Source organism: Devosia sp. 63-57 (assembly GCF_001899045.1).
GTDB lineage: Bacteria > Pseudomonadota > Alphaproteobacteria > Rhizobiales > Devosiaceae > Devosia > Devosia equisanguinis.
In genome coordinates, this window is record NZ_MKUY01000005.1 from 432,966 (window position 1) to 447,976 (window position 15,011).

Genomic DNA, 15,011 nt, shown 5'->3' on the forward strand with positions numbered 1-15,011 from the left:
GCCAGAAAGCGGGGCTTGCCCATGACCAATCCCAACGACCTCTTCGGCGTCTATGTGCATTGGCCCTTCTGCGCCGCCAAATGCCCCTATTGCGACTTTAATTCCCACGTGCATCGCGGCGCCTTTGACGAGGATGCTTTCGTCGAGGGCTATATTCGCGAAATTTCCTATATGGCGGCGCTGTCGCCGGGCCGGCTGGTGCAGTCGGTGTTTTTCGGTGGCGGTACGCCCTCGCTGATGAGCCCCAAGGCCGTCGGCACCATTCTCGACGTCATCGCCAGCAAGTGGCAGGTGGCCAACAATGCCGAGATCACGCTCGAGGCCAACCCGACCAGCGTCGAGGTCGACCGCTTCCGCGGCTTCCGCACCGCCGGGATCAATCGGGTGTCGCTGGGGGTGCAGTCGCTGCGCGAAAAGCCGCTGGCCGAATTGGGCCGCCGCCACAGCGTGGACGAGGCCATCGCGGCAGTGCGCATCGCCCAGTCGGTCTTCGATCGTTCGAGCTTCGACCTCATCTATGCCCGTCCCGGCCAGACGCTGGACGATTGGGAAGACGAACTCAAGGAAGCGCTCTGGATGGCTCGGGGCCATATCAGCCTCTACCAGCTGACCATCGAACAGGGCACGCGCTATTTCGACCTGTTCAATGCCGGCAAGCTGAAAATGCCGAACGAGGACCTGGCCGCCGATTTCTACGAATTGACCCAGGAACTGACCGCCGCGGCCGGCATGCCGGCCTATGAGATTTCCAACCATGCGGTGCCCGGCCAGGAAAGCCGGCACAACATGCTCTATTGGCGCTATGGCGAATATGCCGGCATTGGCCCGGGCGCCCACGGGCGCCTCCTCGTCAATCACCAGCGCCACGCCACCGCCACCGAGAAAATGCCGTTCGACTGGCTGGCCCGCGTCAACCAGAACGGCCATGGCATGGTCACCGACGATATCCTCACCTGGGAAGAACAGGGCGACGAATTCCTGGTCATGGGCCTCCGGCTCAAGGAAGGCATCTCCCCCAGCCGCTTCATGGCGCTGTCGGGTCGCGGCATTGCTGAAAAGCAGATCGACGCGCTCAAGGGCTATGGCTTTGTCGAGACTCTGCCCAACGGCAATATCCGCGTCACCGAAAAAGGTTTTCCGGTGCTCGACGCCGTAGTGGCCGACTTGGCGGCCTAAAGCTTCGGCCCTTCGACTGTTACCACCCCGCTTGGTCCGATCTGCTTGATCGCAAGCGCATATTCCGAGCGGCCATCGGTGCCGAAGCGGAACAGGCCATCGCGGCCATTGAAGCCGGTGGGATTGGTCATCAGGCTGGGATTATAGGGCGGCGTGGCCAGCGACAGCGTATTCACATTGGCGAGAATCGTCGCCGTATAGGCCAGGGTTGCCAGCGGATGTGGCCGCCCACCGAATCGGGCCTGATAGTCCGGGGTGATGGCATTGAGCCCGGCCTCGTCCACCGCCGGATAAATGGCCCCTCGCAGGCCCGGTGAGGCCAGGATCGCCGGATCGCCCGCCCATTCGGCCGAACCAGCCAGTTGCAGCAGATCCGGCGTTACCCCCGCCTGGGCCAGGGCCTGCCCGAAGGCCGGGGCGGCACTGCGCTCGGGCAGGAACAGCGTGTCGATCATGCCGCGATCGATCAGCGGCTTGGCCTGCGCCACGATTCCGGCAATCTCGCTGGGCGAGGAATACATATAGACCGCATTGGGTGGGGCGCCGGAGGCGGTGGCCTGCTGGCGGAAGGCCAGCGCCTGGGCTTCGCCATAAGGGGTGGTCGGAAAGGCCCCGGCCAGCCCGCGCCGGCCCTGGGCGCGCAGATAGGAGACGGCGCGCTTCATTTCCATGTCAGGGGTGACCGAGAGCAGGTAGATGCCGGGTCCGGCCGACGAAACGGTGTTGGAAAAGCCGATCAGCGGCACGCCCGAGGCCCGCGCCACCGCCCCGGCGGCGCTCACCTGCTCGGCCTGCAGCGGCCCCAGAATCAGCTTGGCCCCCTCCGCCACCGCCGCATTGGCGGCATGGGTGGCGCCGGCGACAGAGGTGCCGCTATCGCGCAGGGTAATGGTGATATTCTCGCCGATATTGGGATTGGCGTCGATAAAGGCGATGGCGAGGCGCGAGGCATTGGCGAGCGAAGTGCCGATTTGGACCATGCCGGGCTCGCCGGTCAGCGGCAGTAACAGCGTAACCGGCACCGGGCCGCGTCCGAACCGGTCTGCGGCGGCGCTGGTGCTGGTCGGAACAGGCATGCCCGCGGGGCCATTATTGCCACCGCCGGCTTGCGGGCCGGGAAAGGACAAGGTGCGCGAGCCGAATTGCCATTCGCCGGGTGAACAGGAGGCGAGGAGGGCGGCAAGCCCGAAAGCCACCAGCCCGCGTGTCCAGACCTGCCGTCGCCACAGCCTCAGCATCGTTTCGCCCGAAATGCTCACATTGGGTTAACCAAGCTCACGCGATATGGTTAATCAAAAGTCAAAGTCAGAGAGAAGTTGAGCCGCATGAGTGCCGAAACCAGAGATTATTTCATCGCCGGCACCAAGTTCAGCGCGCCGCCCCTCGCGGCGGGACTCTATGTGGTGGCGACCCCGATCGGCAATCTGCGCGACATTACCCTCCGGGCGCTCGAAACCCTGGCCTCGGCCGATGCTGTCCTCTGCGAGGATACCCGCACCTCGGCGCGCCTGCTCGATCACTATGGCATCAAGGGGCGGCGCCAGGCCCTGCATGAGCACAATGAGCGCGACAAGGCCGCCTCCATCGTGGCCCGCATCGCAGGGGGCGAAGCCATTGCCCTGATCTCGGATGCCGGCACCCCCCTGCTCTCCGATCCAGGCTTTCCGCTGATTCGCGCGCTGGCGGAGGCCAATCTCCCGGTCTTTCCCATTCCCGGCGCATCGGCCCTGCTCTCGGCCCTCGTCGTCGCGGGTCTGCCCACCGATGCCTTTGTCTTTCATGGTTTCCTGCCGCCCAAGGCCGGGGCGCGCGCCAACGCGCTATCTCGGCTCAAGGATTCACGTGAAACCATGGTCTTCTACGAATCGCCGCGCCGGCTCGCCGATACCCTCGCGGCCATGGCCGATGCGTTCGGGCCCCGCGCCGCCGCCGTTTCGCTGGAGCTGACCAAGCGCTTCGAGCGCACACGGCGCGGGTCCCTTGCCGACCTCGCCGCGTCATTCGCTGAGGAAGAGACCAAGGGCGAGGCGGTGATCGTCGTTGCCGGGGCCGAGGCCCCCAGCGCCCCGGCCGAAGCCGATTGGCAGGCGGCTCTGGCCACCGAAATGGCCGGCCAGCCCCTGCGCGCCGCCGTCGATGCCATCGCCGCCCGTTTCGGGCTCAAGCGCAAGGAGGTCTATGATGCCGCGCTCGCCCTCAAGGCCCAAGGCTGAACGCCGCATCGCCGCCCAACGTGGTGGCCAGCGCGGCGAGGCGCTGGCGGCGCTTTACCTGCAAGCCAGCCTGCACCGCATTCGCCACCGCCGCTTCAAGACGCCGATGGGCGAGATCGACCTCGTGGCGGAGCGCTCCGGCACCATCATCTTCGTCGAAGTGAAAATGCGCAGCCGCGGCGATGCGGAGGAAGAGGCCTTCAAGGCCGTCAATCGCCAGCGCATCGTCCGCGCCGCCCAATATTGGCTGGCGCGCCACCCCGCCGAATCGAGCAAGGATTTCCGCTTCGATGTGATTTTTCTTGCGCGCGGGCGCTGGCCGCGCCATCTCATCAATGCCTTTCCCGCCTTCTGAGTATTGCCATGAGCCTCAAAGTCGCCGTCCAGATGGACCATGTCGCCACCATCAATCCCAAGGGCGACTCCACCTTCGCCATGATGCTGGAGGCCCAGGCGCGCGGCCATGAGCTGCTGCATTACACACCCGACGGCCTGGCGTTGCGTGGCCACACGGTGAGCGCCCTGTGCCAGCCGATCACGGTCGTGGATCAGCCCAAGGGCGAGCATTTTACCCTGGGCGAGGCGCGCCGCGTCGATCTCTCCACCCAGGACGTGATTCTCATGCGCCAGGATCCGCCCTTCGACATGAACTACATCACCATCACCCATATCCTCGAGCGCCTGCACCCCAAGACGCTGGTGGTCAATCCGCCGGCCGCGGTGCGCAATGCGCCCGAAAAGATCCTGGTCACCGATTTCCCCGAACTGATGCCGCCGACCCTGGTGACCCGCGACCGCGCCGAGATCCATGCCTTCCGCAAAGAGCATGGCAACATCATCGTCAAGCCGCTCTACGGCAATGGCGGCGCCGGCGTGTTCTTCATTCAGGAGGGCGACCACAATCTCGCCAGCCTCCTGGAATTGTTCGAGAGCAATTACCGCGAACCCTTCATGATCCAGAAATACCTGCCCGATGTGCGCAAGGGCGACAAGCGGATCATCATCATCGACGGCGAACCGGTGGCCGGGCTTAACCGCATCCCCGCCGACGGCGAGGCGCGCTCCAACATGCATGTCGGCGGCCGTCCCGAACTCTCGGAACTGACGGCGCGCGAGCGTGAAATCTGCGCCGCCATCGGCCCGGCCCTCAAAGAGCGCGACATGATCTTCGTCGGCATCGACGTCATCGGCAACTACCTCACCGAGATCAACGTCACCTCCCCCACCGGCATCCGCGAAATCAAGCGCTTCGGCGGTCCCGACATTGCCGTGCTGATCTGGAACGCCATCGAAAGGCGGCGCGGCTGAGAGGCGGTAGACCGCGTGCGAGGCATCACCGAAATTTTTGATGCCATGTCGGAAAGCGGCGCGCCGTTTTCACTTGCATTCGTTGCCGACCACGGTGGAATCGAGACTCATGTCGGTGGTTATTGGCCTTCCGGCCGGCCGGTGAAGTCAGATGATTACTTCTACGCCGCCAGCCTGGCAAAGCAGGTGACTGGGGCGGCTGTCGCAGTTTTGGCCCGGCAAGGTCTTTTGCTTGCCGATCACTGTGTCGCCCATCACCTTCCCGGGCTGGGAGCTTGGGCGGCCAGCGTGACGATCGGCCAGCTTCTGCATCACGTATCCGGCCTGGTGCCTGCCGGAAATTGGGAGGCAGGGGGGGCTGACTGGACAAATGACCGGGCGCTGGAACTGCTGCGGGGCGGGTTTGGCGATATCGGGCAGCGAGGCGCCTATGCATATTCCAATGTCGGTTATGTCCTCCTGGCGCGGATCGTGGAAAGTGTATCGGGTCTGGCTTTTTCGGACTTTGTGGCGACATATCTGTTTGGGCCGCTTGCTATTCAAGGCATGACCTTTTCAGAGGCGCCCCTCGGCCCCGAAAGCGAGCAATGGCATTTGCTGGGGGACACTTTGCCGCTATCGAGTGGCGATGGTGGCCTCTGGACGACGGCCGGCGCCTTTGCGCAATGGCTCGACTGCCAAAACCGCGATCTCCTAGAAATAGGCGGCCTTGTGAGCCAGGCGGGGCGATTATCCGATGGAACTTTGGGTGACTATGGATGGGGCATTGGCTTGCGCGGTGACAAGCACAAACCGAGCTTTGTTCACGCAGGCAACTGGCCCGGCGCCGGCGCCAAAGCCATCCGTCAACCGGGATCGGGCCTGTCGCTGGTGATGCTCGGTGCTGGCGAGATGGCTCCGGCGGTGGCCGGTTGGACCGATAAGATACTCACCTGCTTGCGACCTTCGAGATAGCTGGTACTGGCCTTGGCCGCGCGCTACCGATGGCTTAGGGATATCCCATTGAGGAGTCGGGCATGAACACTTTCCTCGTGGCTTTTGCCACGCTCTTTGCCACCGTGGGCGTTGCCGATATCGCCTTCATCTTTGCGGCGCTGACCAAGGATAATACGCCGGCGCAGCGGCGGCAGTTCGCCACGCGCGGCGTGCTGGTGGCGCTGGCCATCCTCCTGTTCTTCGCCGTTCTGGGCAATCTCATCCTCGACGTCTTCGGGATCACCATCGCGGCGCTGCGCACGGCGGGCGGCGTGCTGTTGCTGCTTATCGCCATCGACATGGTGTTCGCGCGCCATTCCGGCGGCACCGGCACCACCGATGAGGAAGAGATGGAGGCTCGCCGCAGCCACGATATCTCCGTCTTTCCGCTGGCCATGCCGCTGATGGCGGGGCCGGGCGCCATCAGCGCGGTGATTCTGCTGACCACCGGCGCTCAAACCGATCTCGAATTCTGGCTGGTGCTGGCCGCCATCGTCGTCATTCTGGCTTTGGCCTGGCTGACGCTGCTGATCGCCATTCCGATCCAGAAACTGCTGGGGCTGACCGGCCTGTCGGTGGTGTCGCGCGTGGTCGGTATTCTGCTGGCGGCGCTGGCGGTGCAATTCGTCTTCGACGGCATCAAGGCCAGCGGCCTGCTCGGTGGCTGAGCCTATCGCCCACCCGCATTCTGAACAGCTGGAGCATTGGGGTCGATTCCCACGCCGAAGGCGTCGACCCGGCCGATCGGCGCCTGCATGAGCTGTTCGAGGCTGAAGGCCGGGGCGGCGGCGGGGGCGGAATTGGCGGTGATCAGATCGGCCGCCCGCTGCGGTGCGCGGCTCAGCGGCATGACCGCGCCGGCCACTTCCAGCAGCCGCACCTGGCCCAGGCCCTGATAGGGCGGGCGCAGCATGGCGGCGGCATCGGTGCCGGCCAGGGGATCGGCCACGGCCATGGTCACGGTGCCGCCGCGGTAGATATTGCGCAGCGACTGGCTGATATAGAAGGCGAGCTTGTCGGCGCCGGCGGCCGAGAAATGGATGCCGTCATCCTTGCGCATGCGGGCATTCTGCCCGTTCACGTCGGGGCCATAGGACGAATATTTGCCGTCCTCGCCGATGAAGCGGTCATAGATGTCCAAAAACTCCACCCCGCCCGAAAAGGCCGCCATTTTCTGTAGCGCGCTGATCTGGCTCATGGCGGTAGAATATTCGCTGCGCGACATGGGCGGCAGCCCCACCCAGATCACCGGTTTGCGGGCGGCCCGGAGCTGGCTCAAAAACGTATTGAGCCGCGCCTGGTAGGCCGTGGTCCAGCTTTCGCTCAGCGCCGGAAAAGTCTGGCCGTTGACCTTGATCTCCTGCCGGTCATTGACGCCGATAACAACCACCGCCACGTCGAAACTGTCGGCGGCGATCTGGTCTGCTACCGTCTTGTTCCAGTCGAAATAATCGTCGCGCACGAAGCCCGATGAGCTGACCCCCTGCCCGATCACCACGAGATTGGCGTCTTCGGCATAAAAGCGCTCCAGCGCCCGGCTGAGATCGACCGCCATGGAATCGCCGAAGACGGCGAGTCTTGTAGCATTGGGAGCTTTTTCCACCTGCGGCTTGGGCGGCGGCAAGGCTGCGGTGGGCGCCTGCTGGCGCGGCTGGGTCTGCTGTTGCTGCGGCGGTGGCGCCTGCTTGGGCTCCTCGCCGAAGAGCAGGTCGAACAGGGTGCGGCGGCGCTGTTCCTGGGCCACGAGAATACGGTCCTGCGTCTGGGCATAGGCCGCCGACACGTCGAGCGTCACCAGCATCGCCATCATCAGCAGCAGGAAAAACCGCTTCATTGCATCCGTCCGATCTTCTCGTCCGCTTCTACCAGAACCCGGGCAACCGGGCCAAGGCGCTCGCCTTTGCTTTACCGGCTCGCCGCCATCAGCGCCTCATAGCTGGCGCGGGTGATGAACCCGTCGGCCGCCTGCCCCTGGGCCGCCTGGAAGCGCGCATAGGCAGCCTGGCTGACCGGGCCGATGCGGCCATCGACGAGGCCGTCATAATAACCCAGCTGCTTGAGCGCCTGCTGAATACTCTGCCGCTGCGCCAGATTGGGTAGCGTTGCCTGGCGCGGCCAGGGCGCCACGAAAGCGCCGCCGCCCTTGAGTCGATCCGTCAGATGGGCCACGGCCAGCGCATAGCTGTCGGAGAAGTTGTAGCCCTTGAGCACCAGGTAGTTGCCGGTCATCAGGAATTTCGGCCCGTCCTTGCCGGCGGGCACATAGAGGAAGACGGGGATATCGAGATCGGCGAATTGTCGCCCGGACACCCGCGTCACGCCGCGTTCTGCAAAGAAGCGCAATGGCCGCAATTGGTCGCGGGTGGCGAGGAGATAATCGAAGCCCGGAGGGACCGACACCTCAAAACCCCAGTCGAGCCCCGGCTGATAGCCCAGCTTGCGCAGAAAGACGCCGCTGGTGGCCAGGGCGTCGGCCAGCGAATTGTGAAGGTCCAGCCGCCCGTCGCCATCCCCATCGGTGCCATGGGCGACCACATTGGCGGGATTGACCTGCAGATGCCCGATGGCCCCGGCCCAGGAGCCGAGCGGTGACACTCCGCCATTGGCTTCCGCAAGAAGCAAGGCAGCGAAGAAATCCATCTTGTCCTCGGTAAAGCGGGTGCGCCGCTGCCAGGCGACGGTCGCCAGCGAGCGCACGATGGGGCGAATGAGGCTGTCATTGCCCAAGACGCCGCCATAATCGGTCTCGATGCCCCAGATAGCGCCTAATATATAGGGATCGACCCCATACTGGCCGCCGATCCGGGCAAAGAGGTCGCTATTGCGCCCCAAAGCCGTCTTGCCGCGCTCGATGCGCGATGCCGAAACGCGGGCGTCGAGATAGTCCCAGATCGGGGTGGTGAATTCGGGCTGGGTCTCGACCAGATTGGGCACGCGCGGATCGGGCGTCAGCCCCTTGGTCAGCGTGTCGTAGCTGGCTGGGCTGATGCCCTGCCCCCGGGCTTCCTCCTTAAGGCCGGCCAGGAAGTCGGAAAAGCTGTCGACCGGCTGCGCCGCGACCGGCGTCGCCATCAGTAACAGAAACATCAGGACGCCGCGAAGACTCATGCTCATCGCTCCTAGCGATTGCGGGTCATCAAATGCCGTTCCCAGGCATAGGCGGTTTCGACGATTTCCTTGAGGTCGTCATGCTGGGGCACCCAGCCGAGCAGCTTGCGCACCTTTTCGCCGGTGGCGGTGATCGAGGCCGGGTCCCCTGCCCGGCGCGGCCCCTCATCGGCGCGCAGATGCACACCCGAAACCTCGCGCACGGTCTCGACCACTTCGCGCACCGAATAGCCGCGGCCATAGGCGCAATTGAGCGTGGTGCTGTCCCCGCCCTTGCGCAGGTGATTGAGCAGCAGGCCATGGGCGGCAATCAGGTCGGTGACGTGGATATAGTCGCGCACGCAGGTGCCATCGGGCGTTTCGTAATCGGTGCCGAAAATGTCCATCTTGTCGCGCTGGCCGAGCGCGGTCTGGCAGGCCACCTTGATCAGATGCGTCGCCTGCGGCGTCGACTGGCCGGAGCGCTTCTGCGGATCGGCGCCCGCGACGTTGAAGTAGCGCAAGACGCCATAGGTCATGGGATGGGCGGCAGCGACATCGGCCAGCATCCACTCGGTCATCAGCTTGGACCGCCCATAGGGCGACATGGGATTGAGCGGCGTGGTCTCGACCACCGGCGCCAGACCGGTCATGCCGTAGACGGCGGCGGTGGAGGAAAAGATGAAGTGCCTGACCCCGCCTTTCACCGCTGCTTCGATCAGATTGCGCGAGGTGGCGGTATTGTTGGCGTAATATTTGAGCGGATTGGTCACCGATTCCGGCACCACGATCGAGCCGGCGAAATGCACGATTTCCTTGATGTCGTGGCTCTTGATCAGCGCCAGCACGAAATCCACATTGCCGGCATCGCCGGCAACGAAATTGGCACGGCCATCAATGGCCCAGTCGAAGCCGGTCACCAGGTTGTCGAGAACCACGACCTCTTCGCCCCGATCGGCCAGTTCCAGCACCATATGGCTGCCAATATATCCCGCACCGCCGGTAACCAGGACCGCCATCGAACTCTCCAACTCGGTAGAAATGCAAATTCCTGGCAACGATATGTTGGAGATATTGATTTAGCTTTACATCAACGAAATGGCCACCAGGGAGAATTGATCCGTGTCCAAACGCGTCCGTACCGCCGTCTTTCCCGTTGCCGGGCTTGGCACCCGTTTCCTGCCCGCCACCAAGGCAATGCCAAAGGAAATGCTGACGGTGGTGGATCGTCCACTGATTCAATATGCGGTGGACGAGGCGCGCGAAGCCGGCATCGAGCACTTCGTTTTCGTCACCGGCCGCAACAAGGGCGTTATCGAGGACCACTTCGATCGCCAGTTCGAGCTGGAAACCACGCTCGAAACCCGCGGCAAGAACCAGGCGCTGGAGGAATTGCGCAAGGACCTGCCCTCGGCCGGCCGCACCTCCTTTACCCGCCAGCAGGAGCCGCTGGGCCTGGGCCACGCCGTCTGGTGCGCCCGCGATATCGTGGGCGACAATCCCTTTGCCCTGCTGCTGCCCGACATGCTGTTCAAGGGCGAGCCCGGCGTGCTCAAGCAGATGATGGATGCCTATGAAGAGCGCGGCGGCAATGTGATCGCCGTCGAAGAGGTGCCGGAAAGCGAAATCTCCTCCTATGGCGTGGTGGCGCGCGGTGATGGCCCCGATAGCGGTTTTCCCATTACCGGCATGGTCGAAAAGCCCAAACGCGAAGAGGCCCCCTCCAACCTCATCATCTCCGGCCGTTATATTCTGCAGCCAGAGCTGTTTTCACTCCTGGCTGACCAGCCGCGCGGTGCCGGCGGGGAAATCCAGCTGACCGATGCCATGCAGACGCTGATGCACAACCAGCGCTTCACCGGCGTCAAATATCGCGGCCAGAGCTTCGACTGCGGCTCCAAGATCGGCTTTTTGACCGCCAATGTGGTTTATGCGCTGGAGCGCGACGACATCCGTCCCGGCTTCGTGCGCGAATTGCGCAAGCTCGATCTCGAAGACCAGCTCTAAGAGCGTTTTACGCGCCGGCTGATGCGCTCCGGCACCCCCTCCCCCTTGAGGGCTCTGAACTGTCCCGAAGGGCAAATCTCTCCAGCGGAGAGATTTGGATGATGACGCCGGGGTGGGGGTGGTTCAGTGATCCACTGATGGACCCCCCACCCTCATTCCTTCCCCTCAATGGGCAAGGAGGCGAAAGGGCCCAAAGTCTAACTCAGTTTGAAATAATCTAGAGCGCCCTACGCTTCAGGCTTCGCTTGAGTCGGCCGACAAATTCCTGTCGCCTCTCTCACCAGCTGTCACCCCAGACTTCGCCGAGATGACGTCACGCGGTCCTACCTCTGCACGGTCACGCCGAGGCTGACCCTGTGGCTGTCCAGCAGGCCGGTAGTGGAATTGTCGCGCTTGGCGAAAGCATAATCGGCCGAGAGCGCGGTGTGCGAATTGATGCGGTAATCGGCGCCGGCCGAAACGCCCCAGCGATTTTCCGTCTCGCCGCTGCCGGCGGTGAGGGCGCGGCTCCAGTCGGCAGAGGCGCGCAGCCGCAGCCAGCTATTGACCGTATAGTCGATATTGGCGGTGGCCGCATGGGTAATGCGGGCCGTGCCGGTGCTGTCGGCCCCCGGCGGGGTGATCGTGGTCGACAGACCCGCCGACAGCGCCAATGTCGGATCGGGCCGGAAGGTCAGATTGGCCTCGTAGAGCTCGGTGCGGATATCGGCGAGCGCGGCATTGTCGAAGTCATAGTCGCCCACGCCCACGGCAGCGCTGGCCGACAGCACCTCGTTCCATTGCCCGGCAATGCCGCCGCGCACCGTGCGCTCGGTCGCATTGCGATAGATGGTGGTGCCGGTGCCCGGCAGGTCGAACAGCGTGCGGCTGATGCCGCCCTGCCCGTAAATCTCGAAGATCGGGGTGATCTGATAGCCGACGCGCAGGCTGGAATTGGTGGTCCAGGTGTTTTGCGTATCGTTGTTGGTCAGCCCGGTATCGCTGCGCAGGGTGGGGCCGTAGAGGGTGCGCACGGCGCCGGCATTGAGCCCGACATTGAAGAGCCCGAATTGCCGCGTCAGCCCGGCGCCCAGCGTGCCGGTGGTGATCTCGGGCGGCACGACCACGCCCCCGGCCAGGCCCGGGGTGCCGGCCAGTTCCTGGGTCATGCCTATGGCGCCATTGGCAGTGAAGCTGGTGAGACTGTCGAGCGGCGCGGTGACCGAAAAGCCGAGATTGAGCCCGGTAATGTCGGCATCGCGCCCGCCACCGGGCTTGGCGATTTCGGCACTGCCATTCACAACCACATCGGCACGACGGCCATCATGGGTGGCGGTGAATTGCGGATTGAGGGTGGTGACGAAGGTTTCGCCGACATTGGTCTGCGTGAAGGTGCCCCGCAGCCCCACCGACCAGTCGATATCGAAAGGCGGGTGGCCCGGTTCGGCCGGGACGGCGAATTCGAGCGGCACCGGAGCGGCAGGATAGACGCCGGGGCGCAGGCGCTCTTCCTTGAGGTTCGCCAGCGGATCGGCAAGCACCGGCGTGGCCAGGGCGGAACCGGCCATCACAGCGACAAAAAGGGAATTGAACAGCCTTCCGGCCACGCCATGCTCCGCCACTGATGCCGGCAGAATCATGAAGATACCGGCCCATGACCCCTCAGGGCCCTTGGGCCGATCCTTTCAGCTTATGGTTAATGAAACCTTGCTGCTTGCCGTTTATGCGCCATCAGGCAACCGGCTCGACCTTGAGCACGGCGCCCTCCGCCGCCACGATGCGCACCCTTTGGCCCACCGGCAGGTCGGGCCCGGAAATACGCCAGATACTGTCGCCCAGCGCCAGCCGCCCGAAACCGCCAGAGATCGGCTGGTCCAACACCCCTTCCACTCCGACATAGCTTTCGGCGCGGCGGTTGAGGAAGGGGTTGTCGGTGCTGGTCTGTCGCCGCCGCTGCCAGCGCACCCAGATGAGGATGCTGACCAGCGACAGCGTGCCGAAGATCAGCCATTGCAGCGGCCAGGCCAGCGGCTGGACCATGACAATGAGACCGGTCAGCACCCCGGCAATGCCCATCCAGAGCAGATAGCCGCCGGGGACCACCAGTTCGAGCGCCAAAAGCACCAGCCCGCCGATGATCCAGCTCCAGGAGATATTGGCACCAATGAACTCGACCAGGGTCATGTCGGGCTCCCGCTATCAGGCGTCGCTGCTGGGGCCGGCCGAAAAGCCGGCGCTGGGCGGACGGCTGGTGGAGCGCGCCGCTGGATTCGTCGGCTTTTCACCGCCAAAGGTCTCGCGCGCGATCTCGGCGATACCGCCAATGGCGCCGATGACGCTGGAGGCCTCGACCGGCAGCATCAACAGCTTCTGGTTGGGCGAGGTGGCAATGCCTTCGAGCGCCTTTATATAGTTGTTGGCGACGAAATAGTTGATCGCCTGCACATTGCCCGAGGCAATAGCGTCCGACACCAGCTGGGTCGCCTTGGCTTCGGCCTCGGCGGCGCGTTCGCGCGCTTCGGCGTCACGGAAGGCGGCTTCCTTGCGGCCCTCGGCTTCAAGCACCTGGGCCTGCTTTTCGCCTTCGGCCTTGAGAATGGCGGCCTGGCGGCGGCCTTCGGCTTCGAGAATGGTGGCGCGCTTCTCGCGTTCCGCCTTCATCTGCCGGCCCATGGACTCCACCAGATCCTTGGGCGGATCGATGTCCTTGATCTCGATGCGGGTGATCTTGATGCCCCAGGGCGAGACGGCGGTATCGACGACGCGCAAAAGCCGCTCGTTGATTTCGTCACGGTGGCTCAACAATTCGTCGAGATCCATCGAGCCCATGACCGTACGAATATTGGTCATGGTGAGGTTAAGGACGGCGTTTTCGAGATTGGCGACTTCATAGGCAGCCGCGGCAGCGTCGAGCACCTGATAGAAGGTGACGCCGTTCGCGGTGATCGAGGCGTTGTCGCGGGTGATGACTTCCTGGTGCGGAACGTCGAGCACCTGCTCCATGACATTGATCTTCTTGCCGATCGTGTCGATGAACGGGACAATGATATTGAGGCCGGGCTTGAGGGTGCGCGTATATTTGCCGAAGCGTTCCACAGTATAGTTATAGCCCTGCGGAATGGTCTTGGCGCCGGCGAACAGCACCAATACGAACAACAGGCCCAGCACAAGCAGGGTCAGGCCCAGGCCGTCCAGCACGAAGCCATCAAAAATCGTCATCTCGAAATATCTCCCAGAGCCATAGCGCGACGGCACAATAATCCATTGTGCCGTCGGCTGGATACTCGTCTTTGCTGGGCTTTAATATGGCAGGCAAGCGCCCGCTGCAGCTATTTTGCGAAGGCGCAGCGGCCGGTTGGCGCCAGGGCGGCAATGGCCCGCGGATCGCAGCCGGTGGACAGGAACATCAGCCAGTCGCTTTGATTGCCGTAGAACACATTGCGATCCACCTCGCCGCGCACGCCCGGCACGACCCCGGTCTGAGTATATTGCCAGAAGGTCCAGGGGCGGTTTTCGTAGCGCTCATGCGGCTCGGCGGCAGTCGAGCGCAGCCAGAAAGTATTGGGGAAATATTCGCCGGCCAGAATATCGCGGTGGAAATTCATGTCGGTATAGATGATCGGCAGCTTGCCGGTATGGCGCTCCATGACCTCAAGCATCAGCCGGATCTTTTCCAGGGCATCGGCCTTGGACGGCTTGGCCTTGCAGCTCGAATGGTTGTTCCATTCGAGATCAAGCACCGGCGGCAGGGCGCTGGGATCGGCCGGCACGTTCTGGGTGAACCATGCCGCCTGCTCGGAGGCCAGCGAGCACCAGGTCATGAAGTGATAGGCGCCACGCGGCATGCCGGCATCGCGGGCGCGAACCCAGTTCCGCTGGAAATCGGGATCGACATAGTCTTTCCCCTCGGTTGCCTTCATGAACACGAAATGGATGCCGGCGCCGCGCGCCTTGGCGAAATCGACATTCTCCTGATAGCGGGCCACGTCGATGCCCTGGATCGGCATGGTGCGGGCGCGGTCGACCTTGGCATGGGGGCGATTGTCGCCGGGTATGGCGCCATAAAGACCCCCGCCACTGGCGCAGGCGGCCAAAGCCGCGAGGGCCAGGCTCAGAACGGCGCCACGAACAATGGCGGAGACGGAGCGGGGAAGGGCAATCGCCATGGACAAAAAGCTCGGTATCAGAGGACCACAATGAGCCTTTGATTCAACATGGACAGGTTAAGACAAGTTTAGGTTAACTATTGTGGCGATGAGCATGGTT

The 15,011-nt window shown here is 63.6% G+C and carries 15 protein-coding genes; 7 read left to right on the top strand and 8 right to left on the bottom strand.

Annotation, left to right across the window (positions count from 1 at the left end; genetic code table 11):
* The first annotated feature begins 21 nt into the window (after nucleotides 1-21).
* A complete protein-coding gene (hemW, locus tag BGO80_RS10455; RefSeq protein WP_286721364.1) occupies nucleotides 22-1,176 on the top strand; it encodes a radical SAM family heme chaperone HemW in 1,155 nt (384 codons plus the stop codon).
* On the opposite strand, the gene BGO80_RS10460 is transcribed toward hemW, so the two are convergent.
* A complete protein-coding gene (locus BGO80_RS10460) occupies nucleotides 1,173-2,414 on the bottom strand; it encodes a penicillin-binding protein activator (RefSeq protein ID WP_286721365.1) in 1,242 nt (413 codons plus the stop codon). The genes hemW and BGO80_RS10460 overlap by 4 nt on opposite strands.
* Nucleotides 2,415-2,501: 87 nt before the next feature.
* Here BGO80_RS10460 and rsmI point away from each other — a divergent pair, with 87 nt between their 5' ends.
* The 5 genes from rsmI (at nucleotide 2,502) to BGO80_RS10485 (ending at nucleotide 6,340) form a co-directional block, all read left to right on the top strand.
* Complete coding sequence (rsmI, locus tag BGO80_RS10465) at nucleotides 2,502-3,389, top strand: 16S rRNA (cytidine(1402)-2'-O)-methyltransferase (RefSeq protein WP_286721366.1); 888 nt, start codon at nucleotides 2,502-2,504, stop codon at nucleotides 3,387-3,389.
* Entirely contained in the window at nucleotides 3,358-3,744 is a 387-nt protein-coding gene (locus tag BGO80_RS10470) for a YraN family protein (protein WP_286721367.1), read from the top strand. The genes rsmI and BGO80_RS10470 overlap by 32 nt, the downstream gene beginning before the upstream one ends.
* A gap of 8 nt (nucleotides 3,745-3,752) precedes the next feature.
* Entirely contained in the window at nucleotides 3,753-4,697 is a 945-nt protein-coding gene (gshB, locus tag BGO80_RS10475) for a glutathione synthase (protein ID WP_286721368.1), read from the top strand.
* 15 nt (nucleotides 4,698-4,712) lie between these two features.
* Entirely contained in the window at nucleotides 4,713-5,651 is a 939-nt protein-coding gene (locus BGO80_RS10480) for a serine hydrolase domain-containing protein (protein ID WP_286721369.1), read from the top strand.
* Nucleotides 5,652-5,713: 62 nt separating this feature from the next.
* Entirely contained in the window at nucleotides 5,714-6,340 is a 627-nt protein-coding gene (locus BGO80_RS10485; RefSeq protein WP_126149296.1) for a MarC family protein, read from the top strand.
* Between the two features lie 2 nt (nucleotides 6,341-6,342).
* Here BGO80_RS10485 and BGO80_RS10490 read toward each other — a convergent pair whose 3' ends face one another.
* The 3 genes from BGO80_RS10490 to galE form a co-directional block, all read right to left on the bottom strand.
* Nucleotides 6,343-7,506 carry an SGNH/GDSL hydrolase family protein gene (locus BGO80_RS10490; RefSeq protein ID WP_126149295.1) on the bottom strand — a complete coding sequence of 388 codons (1,164 nt, stop codon included), beginning with the start codon at nucleotides 7,504-7,506 and terminating at the stop codon, nucleotides 6,343-6,345.
* A 71-nt stretch (nucleotides 7,507-7,577) separates the two neighbouring features.
* Nucleotides 7,578-8,780: a lytic murein transglycosylase gene (locus BGO80_RS10495; protein ID WP_164550237.1), complete on the bottom strand. Its 1,203-nt coding sequence runs from the start codon at nucleotides 8,778-8,780 to the stop codon at nucleotides 7,578-7,580.
* A gap of 11 nt (nucleotides 8,781-8,791) precedes the next feature.
* The gene (galE, locus tag BGO80_RS10500) at nucleotides 8,792-9,778 is read right to left on the bottom strand and encodes a UDP-glucose 4-epimerase GalE (protein WP_126149293.1); all 987 of its coding nucleotides are present in this window, start codon (nucleotides 9,776-9,778) and stop codon (nucleotides 8,792-8,794) included.
* 103 nt (nucleotides 9,779-9,881) lie between these two features.
* On the opposite strand from galE, the gene galU reads away from it, so the two are divergent.
* Nucleotides 9,882-10,766 carry a UTP--glucose-1-phosphate uridylyltransferase GalU gene (gene galU / locus BGO80_RS10505; RefSeq protein ID WP_126149292.1) on the top strand — a complete coding sequence of 295 codons (885 nt, stop codon included), beginning with the start codon at nucleotides 9,882-9,884 and terminating at the stop codon, nucleotides 10,764-10,766.
* A gap of 323 nt (nucleotides 10,767-11,089) precedes the next feature.
* On the opposite strand, the gene BGO80_RS10510 is transcribed toward galU, so the two are convergent.
* The 4 genes from BGO80_RS10510 to BGO80_RS10525 all read right to left on the bottom strand — a co-directional run bounded on the left by BGO80_RS10510 (nucleotide 11,090) and on the right by BGO80_RS10525 (nucleotide 14,911).
* Entirely contained in the window at nucleotides 11,090-12,385 is a 1,296-nt protein-coding gene (locus BGO80_RS10510) for an outer membrane beta-barrel protein (protein ID WP_286721372.1), read from the bottom strand.
* Between the two features lie 91 nt (nucleotides 12,386-12,476).
* Nucleotides 12,477-12,929 (bottom strand): NfeD family protein, encoded by a 453-nt coding sequence (locus tag BGO80_RS10515; RefSeq protein WP_126149290.1) that lies wholly within the window; start codon nucleotides 12,927-12,929, stop codon nucleotides 12,477-12,479.
* A gap of 15 nt (nucleotides 12,930-12,944) precedes the next feature.
* Nucleotides 12,945-13,964 carry an SPFH domain-containing protein gene (locus tag BGO80_RS10520; protein ID WP_126149289.1) on the bottom strand — a complete coding sequence of 340 codons (1,020 nt, stop codon included), beginning with the start codon at nucleotides 13,962-13,964 and terminating at the stop codon, nucleotides 12,945-12,947.
* 110 nt (nucleotides 13,965-14,074) lie between these two features.
* Nucleotides 14,075-14,911, bottom strand: coding sequence for a glycoside hydrolase family 25 protein (locus tag BGO80_RS10525; protein ID WP_126149288.1), 837 nt, complete (start codon nucleotides 14,909-14,911; stop codon nucleotides 14,075-14,077).
* Nucleotides 14,912-15,011 lie beyond the last annotated feature (100 nt).

What these genes read in the sequence shown, in the direction of transcription:
- hemW (WP_286721364.1), top strand. Translation starts at nt 22, where the DNA reads ATGACCAATCCCAACGACCTCTTCGGCGTCTATGTGCATTGGCCCTTC.
- BGO80_RS10460 (WP_286721365.1), bottom strand. Translation starts at nt 2,414, where the DNA reads ATGCTGAGGCTGTGGCGACGGCAGGTCTGGACACGCGGGCTGGTGGCT.
- rsmI (WP_286721366.1), top strand. Translation starts at nt 2,502, where the DNA reads ATGAGTGCCGAAACCAGAGATTATTTCATCGCCGGCACCAAGTTCAGC.
- BGO80_RS10470 (WP_286721367.1), top strand. Translation starts at nt 3,358, where the DNA reads ATGCCGCGCTCGCCCTCAAGGCCCAAGGCTGAACGCCGCATCGCCGCC.
- gshB (WP_286721368.1), top strand. Translation starts at nt 3,753, where the DNA reads ATGAGCCTCAAAGTCGCCGTCCAGATGGACCATGTCGCCACCATCAAT.
- BGO80_RS10485 (WP_126149296.1), top strand. Translation starts at nt 5,714, where the DNA reads ATGAACACTTTCCTCGTGGCTTTTGCCACGCTCTTTGCCACCGTGGGC.
- BGO80_RS10490 (WP_126149295.1), bottom strand. Translation starts at nt 7,506, where the DNA reads ATGAAGCGGTTTTTCCTGCTGCTGATGATGGCGATGCTGGTGACGCTC.
- BGO80_RS10495 (WP_164550237.1), bottom strand. Translation starts at nt 8,780, where the DNA reads ATGAGTCTTCGCGGCGTCCTGATGTTTCTGTTACTGATGGCGACGCCG.
- galE (WP_126149293.1), bottom strand. Translation starts at nt 9,778, where the DNA reads ATGGCGGTCCTGGTTACCGGCGGTGCGGGATATATTGGCAGCCATATG.
- BGO80_RS10510 (WP_286721372.1), bottom strand. Translation starts at nt 12,385, where the DNA reads ATGATTCTGCCGGCATCAGTGGCGGAGCATGGCGTGGCCGGAAGGCTG.
- BGO80_RS10515 (WP_126149290.1), bottom strand. Translation starts at nt 12,929, where the DNA reads ATGACCCTGGTCGAGTTCATTGGTGCCAATATCTCCTGGAGCTGGATC.
- BGO80_RS10520 (WP_126149289.1), bottom strand. Translation starts at nt 13,964, where the DNA reads ATGACGATTTTTGATGGCTTCGTGCTGGACGGCCTGGGCCTGACCCTG.
- BGO80_RS10525 (WP_126149288.1), bottom strand. Translation starts at nt 14,911, where the DNA reads ATGGCGATTGCCCTTCCCCGCTCCGTCTCCGCCATTGTTCGTGGCGCC.